The organism is Planococcus sp. CPCC 101016, assembly GCF_007859295.1.
Taxonomy (GTDB): Bacteria; Bacillota; Bacilli; order Bacillales_A; family Planococcaceae; genus Planococcus.
The window spans coordinates 235,329-256,773 of sequence record NZ_VOHB01000004.1 but is presented as its reverse complement, the minus strand read 5'-3'; the positions used below and the strand labels follow the sequence as shown (position 1 = coordinate 256,773).

The window sequence follows — 21,445 nt, the reverse complement described above, 5'->3', positions numbered from 1 at the left end:
TCTTTAATTGTCTATGAACAACTATTGTTGAAGATGTAGTTGTCGATATGATGATTTGTTTTGAAATTTTCATTATTTAAGAAAGAGGACTAATTTCTTAGTTGAAAATGATACTTTGAATTGTTGCAATATTACCTTTTTTCTGACATCATGAAAAGAAACCGGGAGAGAACGCTTTCATTAAAAGGAGGAGGTAGAAAAATGTATGCGACACTTGGCAAAATCTTTGATCAGACGGTGAGCAGGTATCCGGACAAAGAAGCGCTAGTTGATATAAGAAGGGAACAAAGATGGACCTATTCGCAATGGAGTGATGAAGTTCATCGTTTAGCAAATGCATTGACGGCAGAGGGAGTCAGCAGAGGAGATCGTGTTTCAAGCTTTTTGTTCAATAACAGTGAGTTGCCTACTGCATTGTTTGCCTGTGCAAAAATCGGTGCTATTTTTAACCCTATCAACTTCCGTTTGAAGCCTGAAGAGTTGGCGTATATATTAAATGATGCAAGCCCTGAAGTCGTTTTGTTTGAAGAGGCTTTAAAGGAAACGATTGAAGGCATTGCTGCACAGTTTCCGAGTATTCAATTCTGGTATATAGATGAAAAAGCTCCGGATTACGCTGTCAGTTACCGCGAGAAGGTTAACGAGGCACCTGCTACAGATCCATGTGTGCCGGTCGATGAAATGGATACGTATGCCATTATGTATACAAGTGGAACAACGGGTAGGCCAAAGGGTGTCATTCATCGTCATCGGGACATGGCTGAACAAAGTCTGACATGCATCGCAATGCTGAAATATACAAAAAATGATATCGGCTTGGTAATTGCGCCGATGTTTCACTGTGCAGAATTACATTGCTGCATCATTCCGCGTGTCCAGGCGGGGGCATCAAGCATCATCATGCACCAATTTAACCCGCAGGCAGTCGTAGAGACAGTTGAAAAAGAAAAGGTTACAGTCATGTTTGCGGTACCGACCATGTGGAGTATGATGGCTGATCTGGAAGGAGCAAATTTGAAAGTCAAAACCTTGCAGCGCGGATTATATGGAGCGGCTCCAATGGCGCCTGTTCTGGTCAAGCATGTAAAAGAAGTGCTGGGAATCGATTTAATTCAAGCTTATGGCCAAACAGAAATGGGGCCGGCTATTACATTTTTGGCTGAAGATGAGCAGTTGACCAAAGCGGGGTCTGCCGGCAAACCTGCCTTTAATCATGAAATCCGAATCGTCCGGCCTAACGAAAAAGGCCCTTCGGAGCCGGATGAACGATTAGCGGCATTCGAGGTCGGTGAAATTATCGTTCGAGGACCAAGCATGATGGCTGGCTATTTTCATCGCCCACAGGCAACGGCCCGCGTGCTGTACAAAGATTGGTACCATACCAGTGATTTGGGATATCTCGATGAAGATGGCTATTTGTTTGTAGCTGACCGAGTTGATGATATGATCATCAGCGGCGGCGAGAATATTTATCCGCGCGAAGTGGAAGATGTTTTGCACGAGCATGAACTGGTCCAAGATGTTGCGGTGCTCGGAATTCCTGATGAAAAATGGGGCGAGGCGGTTATGGCATTTGTTGTTGTTAAAGATTCCACTCTGACCGAAGAGCAGTTGGAACAATTCTGCATCAATAACGACAAGTTGGCCCGCTACAAACGACCAAGAACTTACCGTTTTGTCGATGAGCTTCCCCGGAATGCCAGCGGGAAAATACAAAAATTCCTATTGCGTGAACTGTACGCGAAAAACAACGTATAAGAAAAATGCCCCCTCAGCCGAGTGCAAGCAAGGGCTGAGGGGTTTAAAATGGAAAAGGAGAATGTCATTATGCAAATGAAACCAGTGGAAGAAACGATTGCGGGTGTACTGGGAATTGAGTTTGGCGATATCACTCCTGATAAAGTAGTAGCGACCATGCCTGTACATGCGGCAACCCACCAGCCTTTTGGGCAGCTCCATGGAGGAGCGTCTGTTGTGCTGGCAGAGTCGGTGGCCAGTGTAGGGACCTGGCAGTTAATCGATCAGGAAACAGAGATTGCTGTCGGCTTGGAGATCAACGCTAACCACCTGCGCGGCAAGCAAGAAGGAATAGTGACAGCAATCGGCACGCCATTACATAAAGGCAGAACGACAATGGTTTGGGATATTAAGATTGTTGATGAAGAAGAAAAACTTATTTGCGTTTCAAGATGCACGGTAGCAATTGTCAAAAAGAAAAAGCAATAAAATCGAATGGAAAAACGCCTCCTGTTTTGAGTGCTCAAACGGAGGTGTTTTTTTGTGTATTTTATGTTCTGTGTTTCGGGATCGGGTGAGGAAGGGTTGAACGTGGGCTCGCATCACCGATTTCCAGTTTTTCTTAGCCCTAAATAGATAATGCAATAGAAAAAGCAAGAGTGTGAAAGTTCATAAAAGGGAATTTGTGTTCAGTTTTATTAGTTGACATGCGGGAATATGAAAAATAATAGAAGATAAGGAGGGGTTACGATGGCAAGAGACAAAAATTTAGAGGAATTGAAGCAAAAGCAGTTGGAAAAGGAACAGAGAGAACTGGAAAACGATATGGAGATGACGGATAGCGGACGGATCCCGGATATAGAGGACGATACAGAGAATAGAGAAAACCAAGAAGAGCAATAGCAGCCAAAGTGGATCTCCCGTATTCCGGTTTCGACCGGAGTGCGGGTTTTTCATGGAGAGGCATGTTACTATAAACACTATCAAAAAAGCAAAGAGAGAGTGGTTTATATGTTTAATTCCTTAACAGAATTAATGGAAGGAAGGAACCTGAAAGACAAACGTTCGATTTCTTGGAATCAGATTTGCCAGGAAGAGCAGTTATCCGAACGATTTATCAAAGAAAATCTGGATCAAGTAAATTGGAAGTTGATTTCGAGTCATCAAGATTTGTCGGAAGGTTTTATCCGGAAATACAGAAATCGTTTGTTTTGGGCAGACATTATAAAAACGCAGAAGCTCTCCGAAACCTTTATTGAAAAGTACGCAGATGAAAAGAAGTGGCGTCCGATTGCTTCGGAAGAGCTCGGTAAAAAGCAGCAAAAAACCCTTGAAAAAGAAGGCAGACCATTCGATGTAACGGAATACTGGAAGCTTGTTTCGATGAAGCAGCAGTTGGCCAACTCGAAAGGGTTGTCTCCGGCATTTATGGAAAAGCATCAAGACAAATTAGATTGGACAGAGTTGTCACGCCATCAATATTTGCCGATGCCGATGATTCATCGCCATGCCCGCCAAGTGGACTGGACACTGGTTACGCGCCATCAGGTTTTATCCGAACGTTTTATCGAAAAGTACAGCAATGACGTCGAATGGGAAACGATTACTTTTCACCAGTCTTTGTCTGAACGCTTCATTAATCGCCATCAAGCAAAAATGAGCTTTATTTCAGCGGAACAGGGACGTTCTGAATCCTTTCTTTTTACTCATTTCAACAAGTTGGATGCGGCCTCAATTCTGGAGTACCAGCAGTTGAAGAACGTAAAAAAATATAACCCGCTTGACGTCTATGTACTGACCAAAAACGGACAGAAAAAATACATTCTTAAATTCCACGATCTCACTGAAAACCTGGAGCCGATCCGAAAGGCTGACGAGGAAGAACTGTATGAACAGTTGGAAGAGAATGATCTATTAGCAACAGTGGAAGAAGATTTTCCTGAATTGATGATTGTCGGTGATATGCGGTTCTAATCACGGCACCAATCTTTGTTGGAGCAGTTGTTATTGTTTTTCCAGGAAATAATATAAAGCAAAGCAGTTTGAACTAGAAACTACTTATAAAATAGCCGCTCTCTAAAATTCGGAGAGCCGGTTATTTTTATTTTGATAAAAACAGGTTATACTGAATAAAAAATTGAAAGTTGGGATTCTATTCATGGCGTTTACGGATTTATCAATTGCGAGCGAAGCGACTATTCTGCCGATTTTGGAAATTGCAGAACAGGCAGGCATCTCTAAAGAAGCCTTGGAATTGTACGGAAACTTTAAAGCAAAGATTAATGTGGATCGATTGCCGCCTGCTCAAAAAATGGGACAAGTGGTGCTGGTTACAGCTATCAGCCCGACTCCTGCCGGAGAAGGGAAGTCTACCGTTACGGTAGGATTAGCAGATGCATTTAAACAATTAGATGAATCGGTCGCAGTTGCGCTCCGCGAACCATCTTTAGGTCCGGTCATGGGTGTGAAAGGTGGAGCTACTGGCGGCGGATTTGCACAAGTTTTGCCAATGGAAGATATCAATTTGCATTTTACAGGGGATATTCATGCCATCACTTCTGCCAATAATGCACTCGCTGCATTTATTGATAATCACCTGCATCAAGGGAATTCTTTAACTATTGATCCGCGGCGCATTACGTGGAAACGGGCATTGGACATCAATGATCGTGCACTGCGCCAAGTGACAATCGGACTTGGCGGACCTGGACAAGGCGTGCCGCGCCAGGATGGCTTCGATATTACGGTAGCCTCGGAAATTATGGCGGTCCTGTGCTTGGCTACTTCTTTAGCCGACCTGAAAGAGCGGTTGGCGCAGATGGTCATTGGCTATACGTACGACCGGGAGCCGGTTACAGTAAGAGACCTTGGAGTGGAAGGGGCTTTGACTTTATTGCTGAAAGAGGCCTTTAAGCCTAATTTGGTCCAAACTATCGAAGGAACGCCTGCCATCATCCACGGCGGTCCATTCGCGAACATCGCCCATGGCTGCAACTCGTTGATCGCAACGAATACAGCAAGAAGAATAGCAGACATTGTCGTAACGGAAGCGGGCTTCGGTGCAGATCTGGGTGCCGAGAAATTTATGCACATCAAATCGAGAAAAGGCGGCTTTCATCCGGACGCAGTCGTAATTGTTGCGACTGTCCGTGCACTTAAAATGCATGGCGGGATTTCAAAGAATCTATTGGCAGAAGAAAATGCAGATGCCGTCAAACGCGGTATGGTCAATTTGGCAAAACATGTGGACACGATCCGTCAATTTGGCATTGAGCCGGTTGTGGCGCTAAACCGTTTTGCTGGAGACAGTGACTCGGAATTGGATACAGTGCTGGAGTGGACAGAAAAAGAAGGTGTAGCCGTTGCCATGACAGAGGTTTGGGGGAAAGGCGGACAAGGCGGAATCGCTTTGGCTAAACTTGTCAAACAGGAACTACAGCGTCCAACCGACTTCCGGCATCTTTATAAAGAAGATGATTCAATTGAAGATAAACTCCGGACGATTGTTCAAAAAGTATACGGAGGAATGGACATCCAATTATCGGATCATGCACAAAAGCAGTTGGTCGAATTGAAAAAATACGGCTGGGACTCCTTGCCGATCTGTATGGCTAAAACCCAGTATTCGTTATCGGATCAACCCAAATTACTGGGGCGTCCTGAAGGGTTTACCATCACAATCCGGGAAATCATTCCTAAGCTGGGAGCAGGTTTTCTCGTATGCCTGACTGGAGATATTATGACAATGCCAGGCCTTCCCAAGCAGCCTGCTGCTTTGAATATGGATGTAACTGCTGACGGTAAAGCAATCGGTTTATTCTAGAGAAGAAAGAGCAAATTTGGTTGCCATAGAAGAGGAGAAAGAGATTCGGACATTAGCTTCCGGATCTTTTTTCTGTTTAAATTTAGCTTAAAACGCTAAATCGTTTAATTTAACTCAATAATCAGAAAAAACAAGGCTATTCAGGAAGATGAATGGTAGAATATAGGGGTCAAAGCATCATTAGTTAGGGGTGGAAATTATGGCAGCGACCATTGTTGAAAGTCTATATGGAAAGCTGAGGGGCCAGCAGCAAGGCAATGTCACCGTTTGGAAAGGCATTCCCTATGCTAAGCCGCCTATTGGAGACCGACGCTTTCGGGCGCCGCAGCAACCGGATCCATGGACGGAAGTTCGGGAAGCTTCTTTATTCGGACCATCAGCTATACAGGCGAGTAATGGCATCATGGAATTTTTGGGCACTCAAACGGACAATACAAGTGAAGATTGCCTTTACTTAAATGTTTGGTCACCCTCAGCTGACAGTCGGCGCCGTCCGGTCATGGTATGGATTCACGGCGGGGCTTTTACTACAGGCGCAGGATCTGGACAATTATACGATGGACATTCTTTTGCCGCGGAAGGGGATGTTGTCGTTGTGACGTTCAATTATCGTTTAGGAGCTCTCGGTTTTTTGCATCTGGGCGGCATTGGAGGCGATGCTTTTTCAGGATCATGCAATTGCGGCATTCTAGATCAGATTGCTGCTCTTCAATGGGTAAAGGATAATATTGAGAATTTTGGAGGAGACCCGGCACGTGTAACGGTATTTGGAGAATCTGCCGGTGCCATGAGCATTGGGGTGCTGATGGCAGTTCCAAAAGCACAAGGATTATTCCATCAAGCCATCCTGCAAAGTGGTGCAGCGGTAAATGTTCTCAGTTCTTCCATAGCGGAAAAAGTTAGCAGCCGTCTTCTTGCTGCTCTGAAAATCAACCATGGTGAAGTGGACAAAATCAGGCAAATCCCAGCTCAGCAGCTAGTCGATACTGCTGCTCTATTGCCGGCGATGAGTCTTGTTCCCGTAGTTGAAGGCTATTTGCTTCCCGTGCATCCTGAGCAAGCAATAGCGGAAGGAGCTGCAAAAGAGATTCCGGTCCTGATTGGTACAAATAAAGATGAATACCGGCTTTTCAGCTTTTTTGATCCACGATGGAAACAAAGTGACGAGGAAGAAATCTCTTCAATCTTTGAACATGCATTCGGTTTAAACTGGCTAGGGATTTCCGAATACCTGATAAACGGAGAAGAGTTGAACCAGGATATGTATGATAAATTGATGACCATGAGCCTGTTCACATTTCCGGCTTTGCAACTGGCCGAATTGCAGGTCAAGTTGGGTGCACCGGTATGGGTGTATAGATTCGATTGGGAAACGCCTGCTTATGGGGGGGAGCTGAAAGCCTGTCATAGTTTGGAGATTCCGTTTGTATGGAATACGATTTCGAAGCCAGGGGTCGAAAAAATGACCGGTTCTTCGGAAGAGCGGAAAAAGTTAGCTGAAGAGATGCATCATTCCTGGATCCGTTTTGCCAGAAGCGGTAATCCGAATACACCGAAGCTGCCTGAATGGCGGGCATATAATCTTGAACATCGGCCGGTGATGATTTTCAATCGCGAGAATGTCCTTGTTCACGATCCGAACAGCGAAGAGCGGAGAGATTGGCGAAATCTTATGAGGTATTTAGAGAAATCCCGTTAGCAACAGAAACAAAAAGTGGGAGGAAGAACCATGAACTGCCAAATCACCGTCACCGATTTTGTCGAACAAGGAACGGCGGTTTACATAAAAGTAAAAGTATACGATTATCAGAAAAATCATCAATATCAAGAAGAGCTTCGATTTTTAGGAGAGATGCTGTATGGAGAATTAATACATCCAAAAAAGTCGCCGCTAACAGAAGAATGTCGTTTGGAAATCATTGCGTATCTGAGAAAGTATTTTGGGCGTTACCCAAGTTGAATTTCAGCCTTGTAATGGTGAGGGGTATATAAGCAGTTCCATTCAGCAGTGCATTCTAAGCTGCAAAGAAAGTTTTTTGTTTTCCGATTAGATCAGTAGTATAGGCTCTTAAAAGGGAGAGATCCGGATGAAATTCCATTCAATGCGCCAACAGCAGACGTCTTTAAGTTTAACCGTCTACAACGATGGATTTGGATTGGTTAAGGAGACGCGGATGATTCCAGGAAATAAAGAAGTAACAGAAATCGAATTCATGGATGTTGCTTCGGAAATTGAAGTCGATTCCGTCTTAATTGAGGGGCTTCATGTACTGGAACAAAGCTATGATTCCGATTTGGTCAGTAAGGAAAGACTGTTGGAAAAGTATCTTGATGAAGTGATAACTGTAAGAAATGCAGAGCTGGATGAAGAGATGAAAATACGGTTGCTCACTATTTCGGGAAATATTATCGGTGAACGTGTCGATACGGGGGATATTGTCATTGATCCGATTGGGCAGCTGATTCTGCCGGCATTGCCTGCAGGCCTATTGACGAAACCTGTACTGACTTGGAAAATAAAAGCCGTTGAACAGGATCTCGAAGTGAAAGTTTCTTACTTAACCCAAGGTTTGGAATGGCAGACAAGTTATGTCGCTGAAATTTCGGGTTCACAGCTGACACTTACGGGGTGGATACAGCTTACTAATCACAGTGGCATTGATTTGTTGGAGAGCCGGCTTAAACTAGCTGCTGGAAAGATTAATCGGTATATGGATGCCCATCCAATAAATTCGCGGGCCAAGCTGTTTGCTAAATCGGAAGAGCCGGAATCTTTTTTTGAAGAACATAGTTTTGCGGATCACCATAGCTACACCATCGATCGTCCGGTATCTATCTTGCATGGACAGAAGAAACAAATCGGTTTCCTGAAAATAAGGGAAGCTGCTTTTCGTAAGCTTTATAAAGTAGAAGCAGACAGTAAACAGGCGAAAGTTATAATGGAATTCGATAACACCACAACCAATAAGCTAGGAATTCCTTTGCACAAAGGAATTTTAAAAGTATATGAACAAGACCAGGATGGGGAAATGGAATTTATAGGAGAAAATGTCATCAGCCATACGGCAGCACAACAGAAAGTGTCATTGCTTATAGGGGAAGCTTTCGATATTGTCAGTAAAAGCTGGGAGAAAAAACGGGACAAACGTGGAAATTTCGAATACGTAACCTATGTTTATAAGCTGCAGAACCAAAAATCCGAATACGTACGAATCGAAGTCGATCATCACATACCCGATCGAATTTGGCAGATGGAATCATCCACCCATGATTATGAATTAAAGCAATCAGATGAATTGGAATTCCGTGTACACATTCCTGCAAACAAAACTGTAGAGGTGGAATTTACTTATAAAGTGGACAGGACTGCCGATAATCGCCATAGGTAAAATGGAACGAGATCGTTCTCTCGTTCTTTTTTATGGATTATCTAACTATTACCGGTGTTCTATTTCCAATTTTTTGCTAGAATAAATTAATAAGCACCATTATTTTATGGATAAAGGGGAATTGGCGACATGTTTAAAAAGATGGCATCTGAGGCACTTGGTTTATCGGATATTGGGAAAATAATCGATCCGCAGGATTTTGATAAAACCGATTCCGATGACTACGTCATGTACGAAGACGGAGAAAAAATCTATTTTCTCATCAAAACAAAAGCGGACGAATACTGTTTCACAAATCTTGCCATTATCCACGTTGATGGAGAAAGTGCGATGTCTTCCAAGCGGACACTGAGACGCTATCCATATTCTCAGCACACCATTTCAAATGTTGTCCTCGAAACAGCCGGTAAAATCGATTTGGATTTAGAGCTTGCATTTACTGTAGGTTCAGTTCCTTTTAAAATTGACGTTCAAAAACAACAGGCGGACCGGCTAACAGATCTTTATAAATCGCTGTTAAGAATCGCGGAAAATACCCATGAAAATTCAATCATCATCAAAATGGCCAATGACAGTTTGGAGAAGGCCGTCACTGTTTTGCAGAATTCAAGAGCCGGTGACGTGGTATTGGATGACCAGTACTCAAAATTGACCGATTTTGGTTTTACGTGGATGACTTCTGTCCGCAACCAGTATCACGTTAAAGATTTCGGTGATGTATTCGAGAAGTACATCAACAATTAAAGGGCAAAGATGGATACCAAATCGGTGCCATCTTTTTTGCTGTTCTCCAACCGGTTTTGGTTTTCAAGATAATGGCAATTTAGGTTAGATTAGACGAAAAAGCGCAGGGAATGTCTTAAAAGAAAGGAGGAAACACATGTATACAACCGTATTGACACCAAGAGTTTCGGAAACAGACGCGGTAGGCCATATTAACAATACGAGCTTGCCGGTATGGTTTGAAGCAGCAAGAAACCCGTTGTTTGAACTGTTTACACCTGATCATGATTTTGCGAATTGGAAAATGGTCATAGTCAAGACAACATTGGAATTTACAGGACAAATCTACTTTGGCATGGATGTTGAAGTTAAAGTCTGGGTGGAAAAGATTGGCGGAAGCAGTCTGGAATTATACGAAGAGCTATATCAGGACGGGAAACTTTGCGCGCGGAACAATGCCGTTTACGTAAATTACAATTTAGCTAGCAAGAAATCCGAAAAAATTCCTGCAGCTATTCGTCAGGAATTGCTCAGACATTTACGAAGGTCAGAGGCAGAAGAAACAGGGATTATATCTGAATAAATGGAATATTTTTTTAATTTTCAACTCTCTTGAAAAGCAAAAACAGCGTGCTATAATAAGACCATTCAAATACGATTCACTCATATAATCGCGGGGATATGGCCCGCAAGTTTCTACCGGTTTGCCGTAAACGAACTGACTATGAGAAGCAACGAAACAGCTGAATGGCACCTTTTTTAGGTGTTTATTCTTTTTGTTTCCTTTCGAATTCAAGCTCGAAGGACATTGCTCCACTCATGGTATGAATGGATGCACGTTCTGAGGGCTTTTTTTCATGCCTTCAGCCGTGATAGAAGAGGAGCTGGCAGCATGAAAAAATTGCAGGATAAAATTATATCAGACGGCAAAGTCTTATCGGAATCTGTATTGAAAGTAGATTCGTTTTTAAATCATCAAATTGATCCGCCATTAATGCAGGCGATTGGAGAAGAATTCGCCTTGCGCTTTAAGGAAGACGGCGTCACAAAAATTTTGACGTTGGAATCTTCAGGGATTGCACCGGCGATGATGACCGGATTGGTTTTGGGGGTGCCGGCGGTGTTTGCAAGAAAACGAAAATCGTTGACATTAGTAGATCATTTATATACGGCAAGTGTCCATTCGTTCACCAAAAATGAAACCAATGATATTTCCGTATCAAAGGACTTTCTTCAGGAAGATGATGTTGTGCTGGTCATGGATGATTTTCTTGCCAATGGTCAAGCCGCATTAGGGTTATTGGATATTGTTGAACAAGCGGGTGCCAAGTTGGCCGGTATCGGCATTGTCATTGAAAAAGGATTCCAGCCAGGTGGGAAATTGCTCCGTAAACGCGGAATTCGTGTGGAAACATTGGCGCACATTTCGTCTTTAGAGAATGGCAAAGTGGCATTTTACGAGGAGGCGAAAGTTCAATGAAAAAAGCATTCGGCGAAACGGCGTTAGGCTTTCAACATGTATTGGCGATGTATGCCGGTGCAGTATTGGTGCCGCTGATTGTTGGGGAAGCACTTGGGCTTACTCCTGAACAATTGACCTATCTTGTCGCAATTGATATCCTTCTTTGCGGGGTAGCGACCATTCTTCAAATCGTCAGTAACCGCTTCTTTGGAATCGGACTTCCGGTTGTACTTGGTTGTACATTTACTGCAGTTGGCCCAATGATAGCAATTGGCGGACAATATGGCATTTCCGCTATTTATGGCGCTATTCTAGTTTCTGGGTTATTTGTCGTTTTGATCAGTGGATTTTTTGGCAGTCTTGTCCGGTTTTTCCCGCCTGTGGTTACAGGAACAGTGGTGACCATCATCGGAATCACGTTAATTCCAGTAGCTATTAATAATATGGGAGGCGGCCAGGGAGCCAGTGATTTTGGTTCTCTTGCCAATATCGGCCTATCTTTCGGCACGCTTTTGTTCATCGTGTTCATGTACCGTTTTACTAGCGGTTTTCTCCGAGCGATTTCCATCCTCCTGGGTTTGGTTGCCGGTACAGTAGCTGCCTTTTTTCTTGGGAAGGTGGATTTCTCTCCTATTGCAGATGCTTCTTACTTTCACATGGTCGAACCTTTTTACTTTGGAGCTCCGACATTCGAGTGGCCTGCTATTCTTACCATGATTTTAGTAGCGATGGTTTCTTTGGTTGAATCAACTGGTGTATATTTCGCTCTTGGAGATATCACAAAAAAGAAAATTGCAGAGAAAGACTTAGCAAAAGGGTACCGTGCAGAAGGTTTAGCCATTGTACTAGGAGGAATTTTTAACTCTTTCCCCTATACTGCGTTTTCGCAAAATGTCGGGTTGATTCAAATGTCTGGCATCAAATCACGCAAAATTATTCTGATAGCAGGCATCATGCTAATTACACTAGGATTCGTTCCTAAAATTGCTGCTGTAACAACGATTATCCCGCCATCAGTTTTAGGGGGAGCAATGATTGCGATGTTTGGTATGGTGATTGCACAAGGCATCAAAATGCTGAGCACGATTATTACGGATTCTCAAGAAAACTCTATGATCGTAGCTTGTGCTGTCGGTATTGGATTGGGCGTTACGGTCGTTCCTGAATTGTTTGTTCAATTGCCGTCAAGCCTACAAATTTTGACCAGTAACGGCATTGTGGCTGGAAGTGTGACGGCTATTGTCCTGAACATCCTTTTCAATATGCTTCCTTCAAGAAAGAGACAGCGTGCAGCTGCTCCTGTCGTAAAAGAAAGTGCAATAAATCAAGGATAAAACAAAAACGAGTGAACCGCTTATAAGCGATTCGCTCGTTTTTTTACTTGCTGTGGATATACAGAAACTTCAAGGTTTCTTCAAATGTATCCCGCGCATCTTGTGTACTCAAATCGTATTGATATTCATGCTTCAAATTTTTCTGGGTACCTTCGAAAAATACAGAGTTGACTGATACTTCATTGGATTGGAGAACATCAACCAGTTCCACGGACTGGGAAACAAAAGGATCCGCATCGCCAACGGTTATGAAAACGGGAGGAAACTCAGGGCTGATGTGCTGGACCGTAGAAAGTTCATCAATTTTCGGAAATGATTCGAACGGTTCAGCGCCGGTATAAGCTGTCAGGTATACATCAATGTTTGGAAATGCAGTGGCCCGAGCGGTGTCTAAATTGTAGAGGCCGCACAATAACAATGCTCCTTGAAGCTGATTGTTTGATATTGCTGGCTGGATTGCCATGGTGTTGGCCAATTCCGCATTTGAAACAAGAGCAGCAACTTGACTGGCAATTTGTGCGCCAGCTGAGTCGCCTCCCACGAACACCGTCTTCATGTCACCGCCATATTCAGCAGCGTGAAGCTGCATATAGGCAAGCGCTTGATTGGCTTGGAACACCGGGCCGGGATAACGGGAAGCAGGAGCTAACGCGTAATCCATATTCGCCACTACATAGCCGGCATCTGCCAAAGCCATCGCATAATCCTGACGGCTGTCTTTAGACCCTCCCACATAACCTCCGCCATGAATCCATAAAATGACAGGCATCATAGCAGTAGCGTTCTTAGGGTGGTAGATATCCAAAAAGCTATTTCTAGAATCGCTGTATGCTAGGTTCTTTACAACGCTGACTCGCTCCTGGATCTCATTGATATCGGGCGGCGAGCTGAATGCGGCAGAACCCGCTATTTGTATGGATGCTGAAGCATCAGGAGAAGAAGAGATCTCCTCGAAAACGAACATAGTCAATAAAAGAGCAATAAAAGAAAGAGAGACAACCCATTTTTTTTGAGTCCAGCGTTTGATTTTAACTCCCACAGTATCCATCCTTTAAAATGAATTTTCCCCGCATTTCATACCTTCTAGTGTAAATACTTCTTTTGTCCATCATATCTCTATCCAATTACAGGCAATTAGTCTGGCTTTTTTATATAATAGCTATGCTAACATGAAAAAAGATAGGGACCAACGAATTAACTTTAATAAAATGAAATATATTTGTAACAGGCTTTAAGCTAAAATGCAATATAAGATGGGTAACTTAAGAGGTAAAGCTTTTTTAAGCTTTCGAATGGAGTGAGTGAATGTTTGGATTAGCCGATTTGATCGCCTTAATAATTTCTGCATTTATTATTTTACCGGTAGTTGTCTTTTTAAGGGAATCGGGCTATTTGTTAATGAGTTTAATACTGGGTGTGAAAAATCCTCGGATGACCATTGGGTCGGGACCTAGAATTTTTAAGCTAGGCATGTTTGATGTACGTAAATATTATCATTTATATAGTTGGTTCTCATACGACTCATTGAAAAGGGAAGGGAAAATTGCGTATATCTCCCTTTATGCGGGTCCGATTTTGGTGAATACGGTAGTGGCACTTACAATAAATGCGCTTCTGGCAAATGGGATGCTGGAAGAATATGCAACTTTTTGGGAACGTTTTGTTTTTTATGCGTTCTATTATGTGGTGTTTGATATCGTGCCGATGAAAACAGCCAATGGAATGCCGAATAACGGCCTGATCATCTATGAAATGCTCCGCTACGGCCGAAGAACCGATTTTAATGATGAACCTTTCCTGCCTTCTACTTCAGAAGTTGAAGAACAATACAATGAAGATATGGAGAAAATAGAGGAAGTCAAAGAGCATCAAAAAGATCAAATTGAAGAAGAACAGAAAAATACGGATATGTCCAAGTCTGAAGAAAAGGAAGCAAAAAAAGAGATTGAAGAAGACAAAAAAGAACATCAGGAAAACTTAGAAAAGATCAAAAATAACAAACAAAAGAAAATGGCAGAACATGAAAACAATCTGCCAAATGACGACAAGCGTTAGTTTGAAAACTCCAGTCAAATATCTTCAGTTCAAGATAATGGAGTGGTAAGGTGAGTAAGCAGAGTGAAAGATAGCTGAGGGAGTGTTGCACAATGACAAAAAAATCGATGGGAATTCATCACATTACGGCAATTGTAGGAGATCCACAGGAAAATGTGGATTTTTATGCGGGTGTACTAGGATTGCGACTAGTCAAAAAAACAGTGAACTTTGACGATCCAGGAACTTATCATTTGTATTTTGGTGATAAAACCGCAAAACCGGGAACCATCGTCACTTTCTTTCCTTGGGGAAATGCCTATAAAGGAAAAATTGGAGATGGCCAAGTAGGTGTCACCACTTATGCAGTTCCTGTTGGCGCCTTAGTGTTTTGGGAAAAAAGATTGGAAAAATTCAACGTGCCATTTTCAAAAAAAATACGTTTTGAAGAGCAATACCTAACATTTGATGATCCGCACGGCTTGCATTTGGAGCTGGTTGAAAGACAGCAAGGCGAACCGAATATGTGGGCAATCGGTGAAATAACGGAAGCTGTGGCCATTAAAGGATTTGGCGGGGCAACGCTGTACACAGCCAATGCAGAAAAAACGGCTGAATTACTGGAAACGGTCATGGGCTTTGAAAGAATTGGTGAAGAAGATGGACTTCTGCGCTTGCGTGCCGCAAGCGACCTTGGCAATATTATTGATGTGAAATTGTCTCAAGTTGGAACAGGACAGATGGGGGTCGGGACAGTCCATCATATCGCTTGGCGGGCACTTGACGATGCGGATCAACTGGATTGGAAGCAACAAGTGGAAACCTATGGGCTTGGTGTCACCCCTGTTCAGGATCGCAATTACTTTAACGCGATCTATTTCCGTGAATATGGAGACATCCTATTTGAAATCGCCACCGATCCACCAGGATTCGCGATTGACGAATCGCCGGAAACTTTAGGAGAAGCGTTGATGCTGCCAGCGCAATACGAAAGACACAGAAAAAATCTTCAACGCGACCTAACGCCAATAAAAGTGAAAAATTTAGATTGATTGTAGAAAAGCGGAAGCAGCCATGTAGCTCCGACAAGCGCTGGAAGCATCCACGTAATTTTGATAAATAGTGGAAAGTAACGTGGAGAAAGTTAATAAAAGGAAAAGCATCTCCGATTTTTTTGGAGATGCTTTTCCTTTTATTTAGAAACCATGCTTCTGAAGGCTAATGCAATGTTTTGAGGTCTTTCAGCCAGTCTCCTCATATAATAAGCATACCAATCTTGTCCAAAAGGCACATAAGTAGTGAACGCATAACCTTCTTTTGCAAGATCTTTCTGCATTTCTGAACGGAAACCGTACAGCATCTGGAATTCAAACTTATCCAACGGGATATTTTTTTCTTTAACAAAAGCTTTGACTTGCTCAATAATATGATGGTCATGGGTTGCGATGGAAGTATATCCAGGTGCTTGAAGGTGAATCTTGATCAATTTCAAGAAATTCTCATCGATCTCATTCTTTTCCTGAAGGGAGACTTCTGCGCTTTCTTTGTATGCACCTTTTACAAGACGAAGGCGAACATTTTTCAGGTTCTCCACATCTTTTTCGGAACGGTACAAATAGGCTTGGATAACTGTGCCGACATTTTCGAATTCCTCGAGCAGCGCTTCAAGAATATCTAGTGTTTGTTGTAAGTGATCATAGTCTTCCATATCTAAATTTATGAAAATATCATAGTTGGCAGCAGCTGCCACAATTTCTTGGATGTTCTTTAGACAAAAAGCGGGATCGACATCTAAGCCAATTTGCGTCAATTTAACCGACATATGCGCATTCACACCGTGGATCTGAATGGCTTCCAGTGTTTTCAATATAGCCTCTTTAGCTTGTGTCGCTTCTTCTTTGGTGTAAACAAATTCGCCAAGACTATCAATTGTTGCACTGATGCCATTCGCATTCAGTTCTTTTACTGACTGCATCATGCTTTGAATATCAGTCCCAGCCACCATTTTCCCAGCGCCTAGTTTCAATCCCCATTTTTTAGCAGCACTGTTCAATGGCCGATTTTTGGACAACGTAATGAAAAAACTTTTTGTTACACCCACTATTAATTCCTCCCATGCTGTTAGAACACTTTGTCGACAAGCTCATTTTAAAAATAGAAAATGCTTTATTCAATGAAATTCAGTTTATTTTCCGGAGGAAGTTGCTGTACATTTCATTGTTACCTCAGAGCATATCACAGATTAACTGAAAACAAAAAATCTTAAGAAGCGTATGAAATCTTGGTATGTTTTTCTGTCATTCGAATTGGCCTTCAATTGGAAATACCTAAGCTAAGAAAATATAAAATACAAAAAAAGTGTAGAATGGAAACAGATAATGAAGAGGTCAGGAGGTACTAAAATGAACCGGAAAGCCGGTATAGGATTTATTTTTTCAGTTTCAATATATGCCTTAGTGCATTTTATTACTTACTTTTATGAGAGCCGCACATTAACCGATATGCTTGCTGTTTTAGGTGCTTTGATTTTGCTGTCGGCATTGTTTTTATTGCCATTTAAAAAAATTCAATTGCAATTATTTTTAGTTGCCACGGCATTAATGGTGCTGTTTTTTACGAGTAATTCCCCTGTTAGTGACGTCATTCAAGGCTTGCAGCAAATGAGAAATCTGATCGGTTTATTGTTGATTGTGCCAATGATCAGCTGGGTTTTAAAAGAAGAGCCTTATATTGAGGAAATAATGAGTTTTGCTCATAACTTTCTCAATAAAAGCCAGAAGTTCTACTTTGGGTTAATGGCGATGACCCAAGTGATTTCTCACTTTCTTTTGTTTGGTGTTGTGCCGATGATGTACCGCTTTATCGATACTTTTTTAAAGGAGCATAAAGACGAGGCATGGGAGAATTTTAAAGGAACAGCTATCCTGCGGGGCTTTGGACTTTCTACATTATGGGTCATCAGCATTCCGAGTTTCATTTTTGCAGTGGAAGCGCTGGAAGCGACTCTTTGGAAGTCGATGCTGCTTGGGTTTGTCTTCGCTTTTGCTGGAACGGTCTTATCCGTCATTTTCTCCTACTATCAGGAAAAGAAATACGGAGTGGATTTTTCTTTTGTGTTAAAGCAGGAAATCGAAAAGGCGATGAAAAATTCGCGGAATCAAGGGAAGTGGAACAAGGATGTGGCTGAATTCGTATTCCTGTTCATTTCATTGTTCGGGACAATTTTTCTTGTTCATGAACTCACGGGGTTGGAATTTTTATTAACCATTCCACTAGTCATACTTGTTTGGACTTTTCTATATTTTATTATCAAAAAAAAATCTTCCAGTCTCTTTGCTGAAACCCGTTATTATTTTTCAGCAGGGGTCGCTAAACAGGCACAGCAATTCAGTATTTTAATTGCAGCGGGGCTGTTGATCTATGCGTTAAATCAATCGGATATAGGGGACTACGTAATAGATGGCATGAACTTTTTGACCGGAATCGTTCCGGTATTGAATGTGTTGTTCCTGGTTCCGTTCATTGTGATCCTGTTGGGCTTTATCGGATTAGGCCCTCTGCCGGTTATTGTATTGGTGACAGGCGTTTTAGAAGCTATTCCTTTTCCATACCCGCCGGAACTAGTTGTTTTAGCAGTGACTTCAGGAAGTGTCATCTCCATCATCCTGTCTCCATTCGTTATGCCGGTAATTATTTTAAGCAGTGTCAATGGATTAAGTGGAATCCGGAACGGTCTCCAGTTCAATTTGAAATTCGCTGTCGCTTTTTATCTCATGGTCCAGTTATTTATCCAGACAGCTATTCATTTGTGAGGAAATCTTAAAACAGATGAGTGCCTTAAAAGGTGCTCACTTGTAGATTGGTAAACCGATGCTTTTGAAAATTGAAAGCTCTCAATTGATGGCGTATAATTAAATTGACTGAATAGTAAAACGAATAAGGTGATAGTGTAGTGGGTCTTACGACAAAAAAACCGCCATGTGTAGATGGCGGTTTCGACTTTCATTTTGGCTGCGGTGCATGAATCTCCCATGACAATTTCAAAGCATCAGCCAAATAATCAGCAGCTTCTTCAGCTTTAAAGTTATCCACCTGGAATTTGGAATGATTCAATGAATAAATAACTTGCCGTTCCAGAAACAGCGTTTTCATATCTTCAAGAGAGCGACCTTTCAACAAAGGGCGGTTGTCAACGAGAATATGGATTCGGTCTTTCCACGACTCCCATGTAATATCGAGAAACAGGACGATGCAATTAGCCATACAAATGTCCTGTATTTCTTTTTGCAGAAAGGCACCGCCGCCGACAGAAATAATATTCAATGGCTGCTGGCTGTATTTCACAATCAACTCTTTTTCTTTGGCACGAAATGCCTGCTCACCATACACTTCGAATATTTGTGGGATTGGCATGGCAAATTCCTTCTCGATCTCCACATCAATGTCAATGAAGCTGCGATAGAGTCTTTGAGCCAACAGCTTGCCGACGGTTGTTTTACCGACTCCCATAAAGCCGATGCAGACAATGCTTTTTTCACGAATGGATAAACCGAAATTTCTCATGAGCAACCTTCTTTCTCATTTTATGGATTAGTCAGGTTCATAGCTTACTTTACCTCATCTGTATCGGAAATTCACGAGAATTATAAAATTGATAAACTAAATTAAAAAATCGAATCAAAGCACTCGAAATCCGCTTTCTATTTTTTGTGAATCAGGGAAACAATGCAGGAGAATTCTTTATATAGTACTTAAGCAATCGAATTTGGATCGGAATCTAAGCCGAAATATCGGCGGCTTAAATTTGATTTCCATATTAGACAGTCGAGGGGGAATTTGATGGCAACCAGCTTTTTGCTGACAGGATCGTATTCATCAGAAAAAGAACCGGGCATTAAACTTTGGGAATTTGAAGACAATACTGGGAAACTAACAGAGCAATTGGGTGTGGCGGGTATTGAACGCCCTTCTTTTCTCGCTGTTCATCCAAATGGTACCAGCTTTGTTGCGGCGAGCGAAGTGGGGAATGGGGAGCTGGTCAGCTATTGGATCCATCCTATCGCCAAAAAAATAGTGGAAATTAATCGTCAATCTTCAAATGGCGATCATCCTGCTCACGTCACGATCGACGAAACCGGACAATGGCTTTTGTCTGTTACATACTCAGGTGCTACTGTTAATGTTTATCCTCTTCATGCGAATGGGTCAATTGGAACTTTGGCGGCTTCGGTGAAGCACGGAGGGTCCGGACCGGATGCAGATAGGCAGGATGCCGCACATCCACATTCAGTCATACAGGTTCCCGGAAAAAACTTATTTTTGGTGTCCGATTTAGGGACCGATACGATATTTACGTACAAACTGGACGCTGATACAGGTGCACTGGCGCTTCGCTATTCAATTCAAACAGAAGCAGGAGCAGGGCCGCGGCACTTAAGTTTTCATCCCACGAAACCTTTTGTGTATTCATTGAATGAAATAAACTCTACGCTGATGGTTTATAGAATCAGCCAGTCAGGGCAATTGGAATTTTTGCAATTGCTTCCCTTAATTCCCGACAGCTATAAAGGGGGAAATACCAGTGCGGAAATTGCCGTTTCAAGTGATGGACGTTTCGTTTATGCTTCGAACCGTGGCCATGACAGCATTGCCTCTTTTGCTGTTCAGCATAACGGAACTTTGGAAGTGGTCGGATTAACGGATTCGGGCGGGGAAGGCCCACGGCATTTCGCCATAATTCCAGGAAATGAATGGCTGGTCGTGGCGAATGAGAACTCTCATACCTTAACTGTTTTAAAAGTCCATCATTCAGGTGCCCCTTGCACGGTTGAAAATATTGTCCAGACGACGGCCCCGGTGTGTGTCAAAGTGATTCACTAAATAAAGTAACGAATAAAAACAGGCAGAGAGTAGTTTTCTCTGCCTGTTTTTATTACCAGTCTTTTGATTCTTTTTCCATGATACCCAGTTCTTTAAGAAGGCGGATAAAGCCGCTGTCGTTATTTTCTTCAAAGGCTTTTTCGGTACAGGAAGAATGCGGGGGATAATTGAGTTCTTGGGCCTGTTCCAGCGTCGCTTCTTCCAAGAAGTTTGTAGCATCAGCTTGTTCAAAGCAGGAGGGTGCAATATACGTTCTGAATGAATGCTCCAGAATTACACGACTTTCCGGTGCGGGTGTATTTTCCCTGGGTATAAAGAAAAACAACAGCAATAAAGCGGCGGCAAGCAGCAATGCAAGCATCCATATCCTCTTTTTCTTCATAATTATTCCTCCGTCAATAGGATTTCCGCATCAGCCAAAATCTCTTCAACCGGTGGATTTAATCCATCATATGATTTCATGATGACACCTTCCTGGTTTACCAAGTAAAAATAGGTGCCATGAATAACTTGTTCATCATTGGCAGGTTTCCGAGCTAAAGTCTGGAAATTTTTCATAGCAAATTCATCAATTTCTTTTGGAGTATAGCCCGTCAGTAAATTCCAACTGGATAAATCGGCTCCATAATTCTCGGCGTAGGATTTCAGAATTTCGGGTTTATCAAACGCTGGATCCACACTGAAGGAAACGATCTGGACATCCAAACCTTCTTCTTTTAATCTTCCCTGCAAGTCTGTCATATTTGCCATCATTGGCAGGCAGACGGTAGTACAATTAGTAAAAACAAAATCAGCCAGCCATACTTCGCCTTCCAAGTCGGCTAAGCCAAAGTCTTCATCATTATGATTGGTGAACGTAAAATCCTCTATTTCCCACTCGAGTGGATCTTCAATGCCTTGGGTACATGCAGCTAAAAAAATGCTGAAGAAAACAGCCAGCAACAACCCTCTATATTTTTGCAAAAATTTCAGCCTCGCTTTCGATAACAGATATCCTTCTAAGCGTAGTAGATATTCTCTCCGCAAACAAGTACGTAAGTGGTTAGAAATGTGTAGACATTTC

At 42.4% G+C, this 21,445-nt stretch carries 21 protein-coding genes and 1 riboswitch; of the genes, 16 read left to right on the top strand and 5 right to left on the bottom strand.

Features of this window, described 5'->3' with window-relative positions; all coding sequences use genetic code 11:
• Window positions 1–201: 201 nt before the first annotated feature.
• The 12 genes from FQV26_RS15580 to FQV26_RS15530 all read left to right on the top strand — a co-directional run bounded on the left by FQV26_RS15580 (window position 202) and on the right by FQV26_RS15530 (window position 12,468).
• Window positions 202–1,758 (top strand): fatty acid--CoA ligase, encoded by a 1,557-nt coding sequence (locus tag FQV26_RS15580; RefSeq protein ID WP_146558561.1) that lies wholly within the window; start codon window positions 202–204, stop codon window positions 1,756–1,758.
• Between the two features lie 69 nt (window positions 1,759–1,827).
• On the top strand, window positions 1,828–2,226 hold the full coding sequence (locus tag FQV26_RS15575) for a hotdog fold thioesterase (protein ID WP_146558559.1): 399 nt from the start codon (window positions 1,828–1,830) through the stop codon (window positions 2,224–2,226).
• Between the two features lie 261 nt (window positions 2,227–2,487).
• Entirely contained in the window at window positions 2,488–2,640 is a 153-nt protein-coding gene (locus FQV26_RS18880; RefSeq protein WP_186759996.1) for a hypothetical protein, read from the top strand.
• A 108-nt stretch (window positions 2,641–2,748) separates the two neighbouring features.
• Window positions 2,749–3,711: a hypothetical protein gene (locus FQV26_RS15570; protein ID WP_146558557.1), complete on the top strand. Its 963-nt coding sequence runs from the start codon at window positions 2,749–2,751 to the stop codon at window positions 3,709–3,711.
• A 184-nt stretch (window positions 3,712–3,895) separates the two neighbouring features.
• Window positions 3,896–5,560 (top strand): formate--tetrahydrofolate ligase, encoded by a 1,665-nt coding sequence (locus FQV26_RS15565; protein WP_146558555.1) that lies wholly within the window; start codon window positions 3,896–3,898, stop codon window positions 5,558–5,560.
• 199 nt (window positions 5,561–5,759) lie between these two features.
• Window positions 5,760–7,259, top strand: coding sequence for a carboxylesterase/lipase family protein (locus tag FQV26_RS15560; protein WP_146558553.1), 1,500 nt, complete (start codon window positions 5,760–5,762; stop codon window positions 7,257–7,259).
• Between the two features lie 30 nt (window positions 7,260–7,289).
• The gene (locus tag FQV26_RS15555) at window positions 7,290–7,520 is read left to right on the top strand and encodes a hypothetical protein (RefSeq protein WP_146558551.1); all 231 of its coding nucleotides are present in this window, start codon (window positions 7,290–7,292) and stop codon (window positions 7,518–7,520) included.
• A gap of 127 nt (window positions 7,521–7,647) precedes the next feature.
• Window positions 7,648–8,949 (top strand): DUF4139 domain-containing protein, encoded by a 1,302-nt coding sequence (locus FQV26_RS15550; RefSeq protein WP_146558549.1) that lies wholly within the window; start codon window positions 7,648–7,650, stop codon window positions 8,947–8,949.
• A 129-nt stretch (window positions 8,950–9,078) separates the two neighbouring features.
• Window positions 9,079–9,693 (top strand): PH domain-containing protein, encoded by a 615-nt coding sequence (locus FQV26_RS15545; protein WP_146558547.1) that lies wholly within the window; start codon window positions 9,079–9,081, stop codon window positions 9,691–9,693.
• Between the two features lie 136 nt (window positions 9,694–9,829).
• Window positions 9,830–10,255, top strand: coding sequence for an acyl-CoA thioesterase (locus FQV26_RS15540; protein WP_146558545.1), 426 nt, complete (start codon window positions 9,830–9,832; stop codon window positions 10,253–10,255).
• A 60-nt stretch (window positions 10,256–10,315) separates the two neighbouring features.
• Window positions 10,316–10,417: riboswitch (purine riboswitch) on the top strand.
• 147 nt (window positions 10,418–10,564) lie between these two features.
• Window positions 10,565–11,152 carry a xanthine phosphoribosyltransferase gene (locus FQV26_RS15535; protein WP_146558543.1) on the top strand — a complete coding sequence of 196 codons (588 nt, stop codon included), beginning with the start codon at window positions 10,565–10,567 and terminating at the stop codon, window positions 11,150–11,152.
• Window positions 11,149–12,468 carry a nucleobase:cation symporter-2 family protein gene (locus FQV26_RS15530; RefSeq protein WP_146558540.1) on the top strand — a complete coding sequence of 440 codons (1,320 nt, stop codon included), beginning with the start codon at window positions 11,149–11,151 and terminating at the stop codon, window positions 12,466–12,468. Before FQV26_RS15535 ends, FQV26_RS15530 begins: the two co-directional genes overlap by 4 nt.
• 43 nt (window positions 12,469–12,511) lie before the next feature.
• On the opposite strand, the gene FQV26_RS15525 is transcribed toward FQV26_RS15530, so the two are convergent.
• Window positions 12,512–13,516, bottom strand: a complete 1,005-nt coding sequence (locus FQV26_RS15525; protein ID WP_146558538.1) for an alpha/beta hydrolase — start codon at window positions 13,514–13,516, stop codon at window positions 12,512–12,514.
• Window positions 13,517–13,773: 257 nt separating this feature from the next.
• Here FQV26_RS15525 and FQV26_RS15520 point away from each other — a divergent pair, with 257 nt between their 5' ends.
• Both FQV26_RS15520 and FQV26_RS15515 read left to right on the top strand, forming a co-directional pair.
• Window positions 13,774–14,523: a hypothetical protein gene (locus FQV26_RS15520; RefSeq protein WP_146558536.1), complete on the top strand. Its 750-nt coding sequence runs from the start codon at window positions 13,774–13,776 to the stop codon at window positions 14,521–14,523.
• A gap of 92 nt (window positions 14,524–14,615) precedes the next feature.
• Window positions 14,616–15,554: a ring-cleaving dioxygenase gene (locus tag FQV26_RS15515; protein WP_146558534.1), complete on the top strand. Its 939-nt coding sequence runs from the start codon at window positions 14,616–14,618 to the stop codon at window positions 15,552–15,554.
• Window positions 15,555–15,694: 140 nt separating this feature from the next.
• On the opposite strand, the gene FQV26_RS15510 is transcribed toward FQV26_RS15515, so the two are convergent.
• The gene (locus tag FQV26_RS15510; protein WP_146558532.1) at window positions 15,695–16,603 is read right to left on the bottom strand and encodes a proline dehydrogenase family protein; all 909 of its coding nucleotides are present in this window, start codon (window positions 16,601–16,603) and stop codon (window positions 15,695–15,697) included.
• A gap of 301 nt (window positions 16,604–16,904) precedes the next feature.
• Between FQV26_RS15510 and FQV26_RS15505 the strand changes: the two genes are divergently transcribed.
• A complete protein-coding gene (locus FQV26_RS15505; protein ID WP_146558530.1) occupies window positions 16,905–18,314 on the top strand; it encodes a hypothetical protein in 1,410 nt (469 codons plus the stop codon).
• A gap of 190 nt (window positions 18,315–18,504) precedes the next feature.
• Here the strand turns inward: FQV26_RS15505 and FQV26_RS15500 are convergent, their stop codons facing one another.
• Window positions 18,505–19,065 (bottom strand): shikimate kinase, encoded by a 561-nt coding sequence (locus FQV26_RS15500; protein WP_146558528.1) that lies wholly within the window; start codon window positions 19,063–19,065, stop codon window positions 18,505–18,507.
• A gap of 276 nt (window positions 19,066–19,341) precedes the next feature.
• Between FQV26_RS15500 and FQV26_RS15495 the strand changes: the two genes are divergently transcribed.
• A complete protein-coding gene (locus FQV26_RS15495; RefSeq protein ID WP_146558526.1) occupies window positions 19,342–20,382 on the top strand; it encodes a lactonase family protein in 1,041 nt (346 codons plus the stop codon).
• Window positions 20,383–20,434: 52 nt separating this feature from the next.
• On the opposite strand, the gene FQV26_RS15490 is transcribed toward FQV26_RS15495, so the two are convergent.
• Together FQV26_RS15490 and FQV26_RS15485 are read right to left on the bottom strand one after the other, a co-directional pair.
• Complete coding sequence (locus tag FQV26_RS15490; protein WP_146558524.1) at window positions 20,435–20,764, bottom strand: hypothetical protein; 330 nt, start codon at window positions 20,762–20,764, stop codon at window positions 20,435–20,437.
• Window positions 20,765–20,766: 2 nt separating this feature from the next.
• Window positions 20,767–21,345, bottom strand: a complete 579-nt coding sequence (locus FQV26_RS15485; protein WP_146558522.1) for an SCO family protein — start codon at window positions 21,343–21,345, stop codon at window positions 20,767–20,769.
• Between the last annotated feature and the right edge of the window lie 100 nt (window positions 21,346–21,445).

Coding starts and splice junctions, on each gene's coding strand:
- FQV26_RS15580 (WP_146558561.1), top strand. CDS start 202: ATGTATGCGACACTTGGCAAAATCTTTGATCAGACGGTGAGCAGGTAT.
- FQV26_RS15575 (WP_146558559.1), top strand. CDS start 1,828: ATGCAAATGAAACCAGTGGAAGAAACGATTGCGGGTGTACTGGGAATT.
- FQV26_RS18880 (WP_186759996.1), top strand. CDS start 2,488: ATGGCAAGAGACAAAAATTTAGAGGAATTGAAGCAAAAGCAGTTGGAA.
- FQV26_RS15570 (WP_146558557.1), top strand. CDS start 2,749: ATGTTTAATTCCTTAACAGAATTAATGGAAGGAAGGAACCTGAAAGAC.
- FQV26_RS15565 (WP_146558555.1), top strand. CDS start 3,896: ATGGCGTTTACGGATTTATCAATTGCGAGCGAAGCGACTATTCTGCCG.
- FQV26_RS15560 (WP_146558553.1), top strand. CDS start 5,760: ATGGCAGCGACCATTGTTGAAAGTCTATATGGAAAGCTGAGGGGCCAG.
- FQV26_RS15555 (WP_146558551.1), top strand. CDS start 7,290: ATGAACTGCCAAATCACCGTCACCGATTTTGTCGAACAAGGAACGGCG.
- FQV26_RS15550 (WP_146558549.1), top strand. CDS start 7,648: ATGAAATTCCATTCAATGCGCCAACAGCAGACGTCTTTAAGTTTAACC.
- FQV26_RS15545 (WP_146558547.1), top strand. CDS start 9,079: ATGTTTAAAAAGATGGCATCTGAGGCACTTGGTTTATCGGATATTGGG.
- FQV26_RS15540 (WP_146558545.1), top strand. CDS start 9,830: ATGTATACAACCGTATTGACACCAAGAGTTTCGGAAACAGACGCGGTA.
- FQV26_RS15535 (WP_146558543.1), top strand. CDS start 10,565: ATGAAAAAATTGCAGGATAAAATTATATCAGACGGCAAAGTCTTATCG.
- FQV26_RS15530 (WP_146558540.1), top strand. CDS start 11,149: ATGAAAAAAGCATTCGGCGAAACGGCGTTAGGCTTTCAACATGTATTG.
- FQV26_RS15525 (WP_146558538.1), bottom strand. CDS start 13,516: ATGGATACTGTGGGAGTTAAAATCAAACGCTGGACTCAAAAAAAATGG.
- FQV26_RS15520 (WP_146558536.1), top strand. CDS start 13,774: ATGTTTGGATTAGCCGATTTGATCGCCTTAATAATTTCTGCATTTATT.
- FQV26_RS15515 (WP_146558534.1), top strand. CDS start 14,616: ATGACAAAAAAATCGATGGGAATTCATCACATTACGGCAATTGTAGGA.
- FQV26_RS15505 (WP_146558530.1), top strand. CDS start 16,905: ATGAACCGGAAAGCCGGTATAGGATTTATTTTTTCAGTTTCAATATAT.
- FQV26_RS15500 (WP_146558528.1), bottom strand. CDS start 19,065: ATGAGAAATTTCGGTTTATCCATTCGTGAAAAAAGCATTGTCTGCATC.
- FQV26_RS15495 (WP_146558526.1), top strand. CDS start 19,342: ATGGCAACCAGCTTTTTGCTGACAGGATCGTATTCATCAGAAAAAGAA.
- FQV26_RS15490 (WP_146558524.1), bottom strand. CDS start 20,764: ATGAAGAAAAAGAGGATATGGATGCTTGCATTGCTGCTTGCCGCCGCT.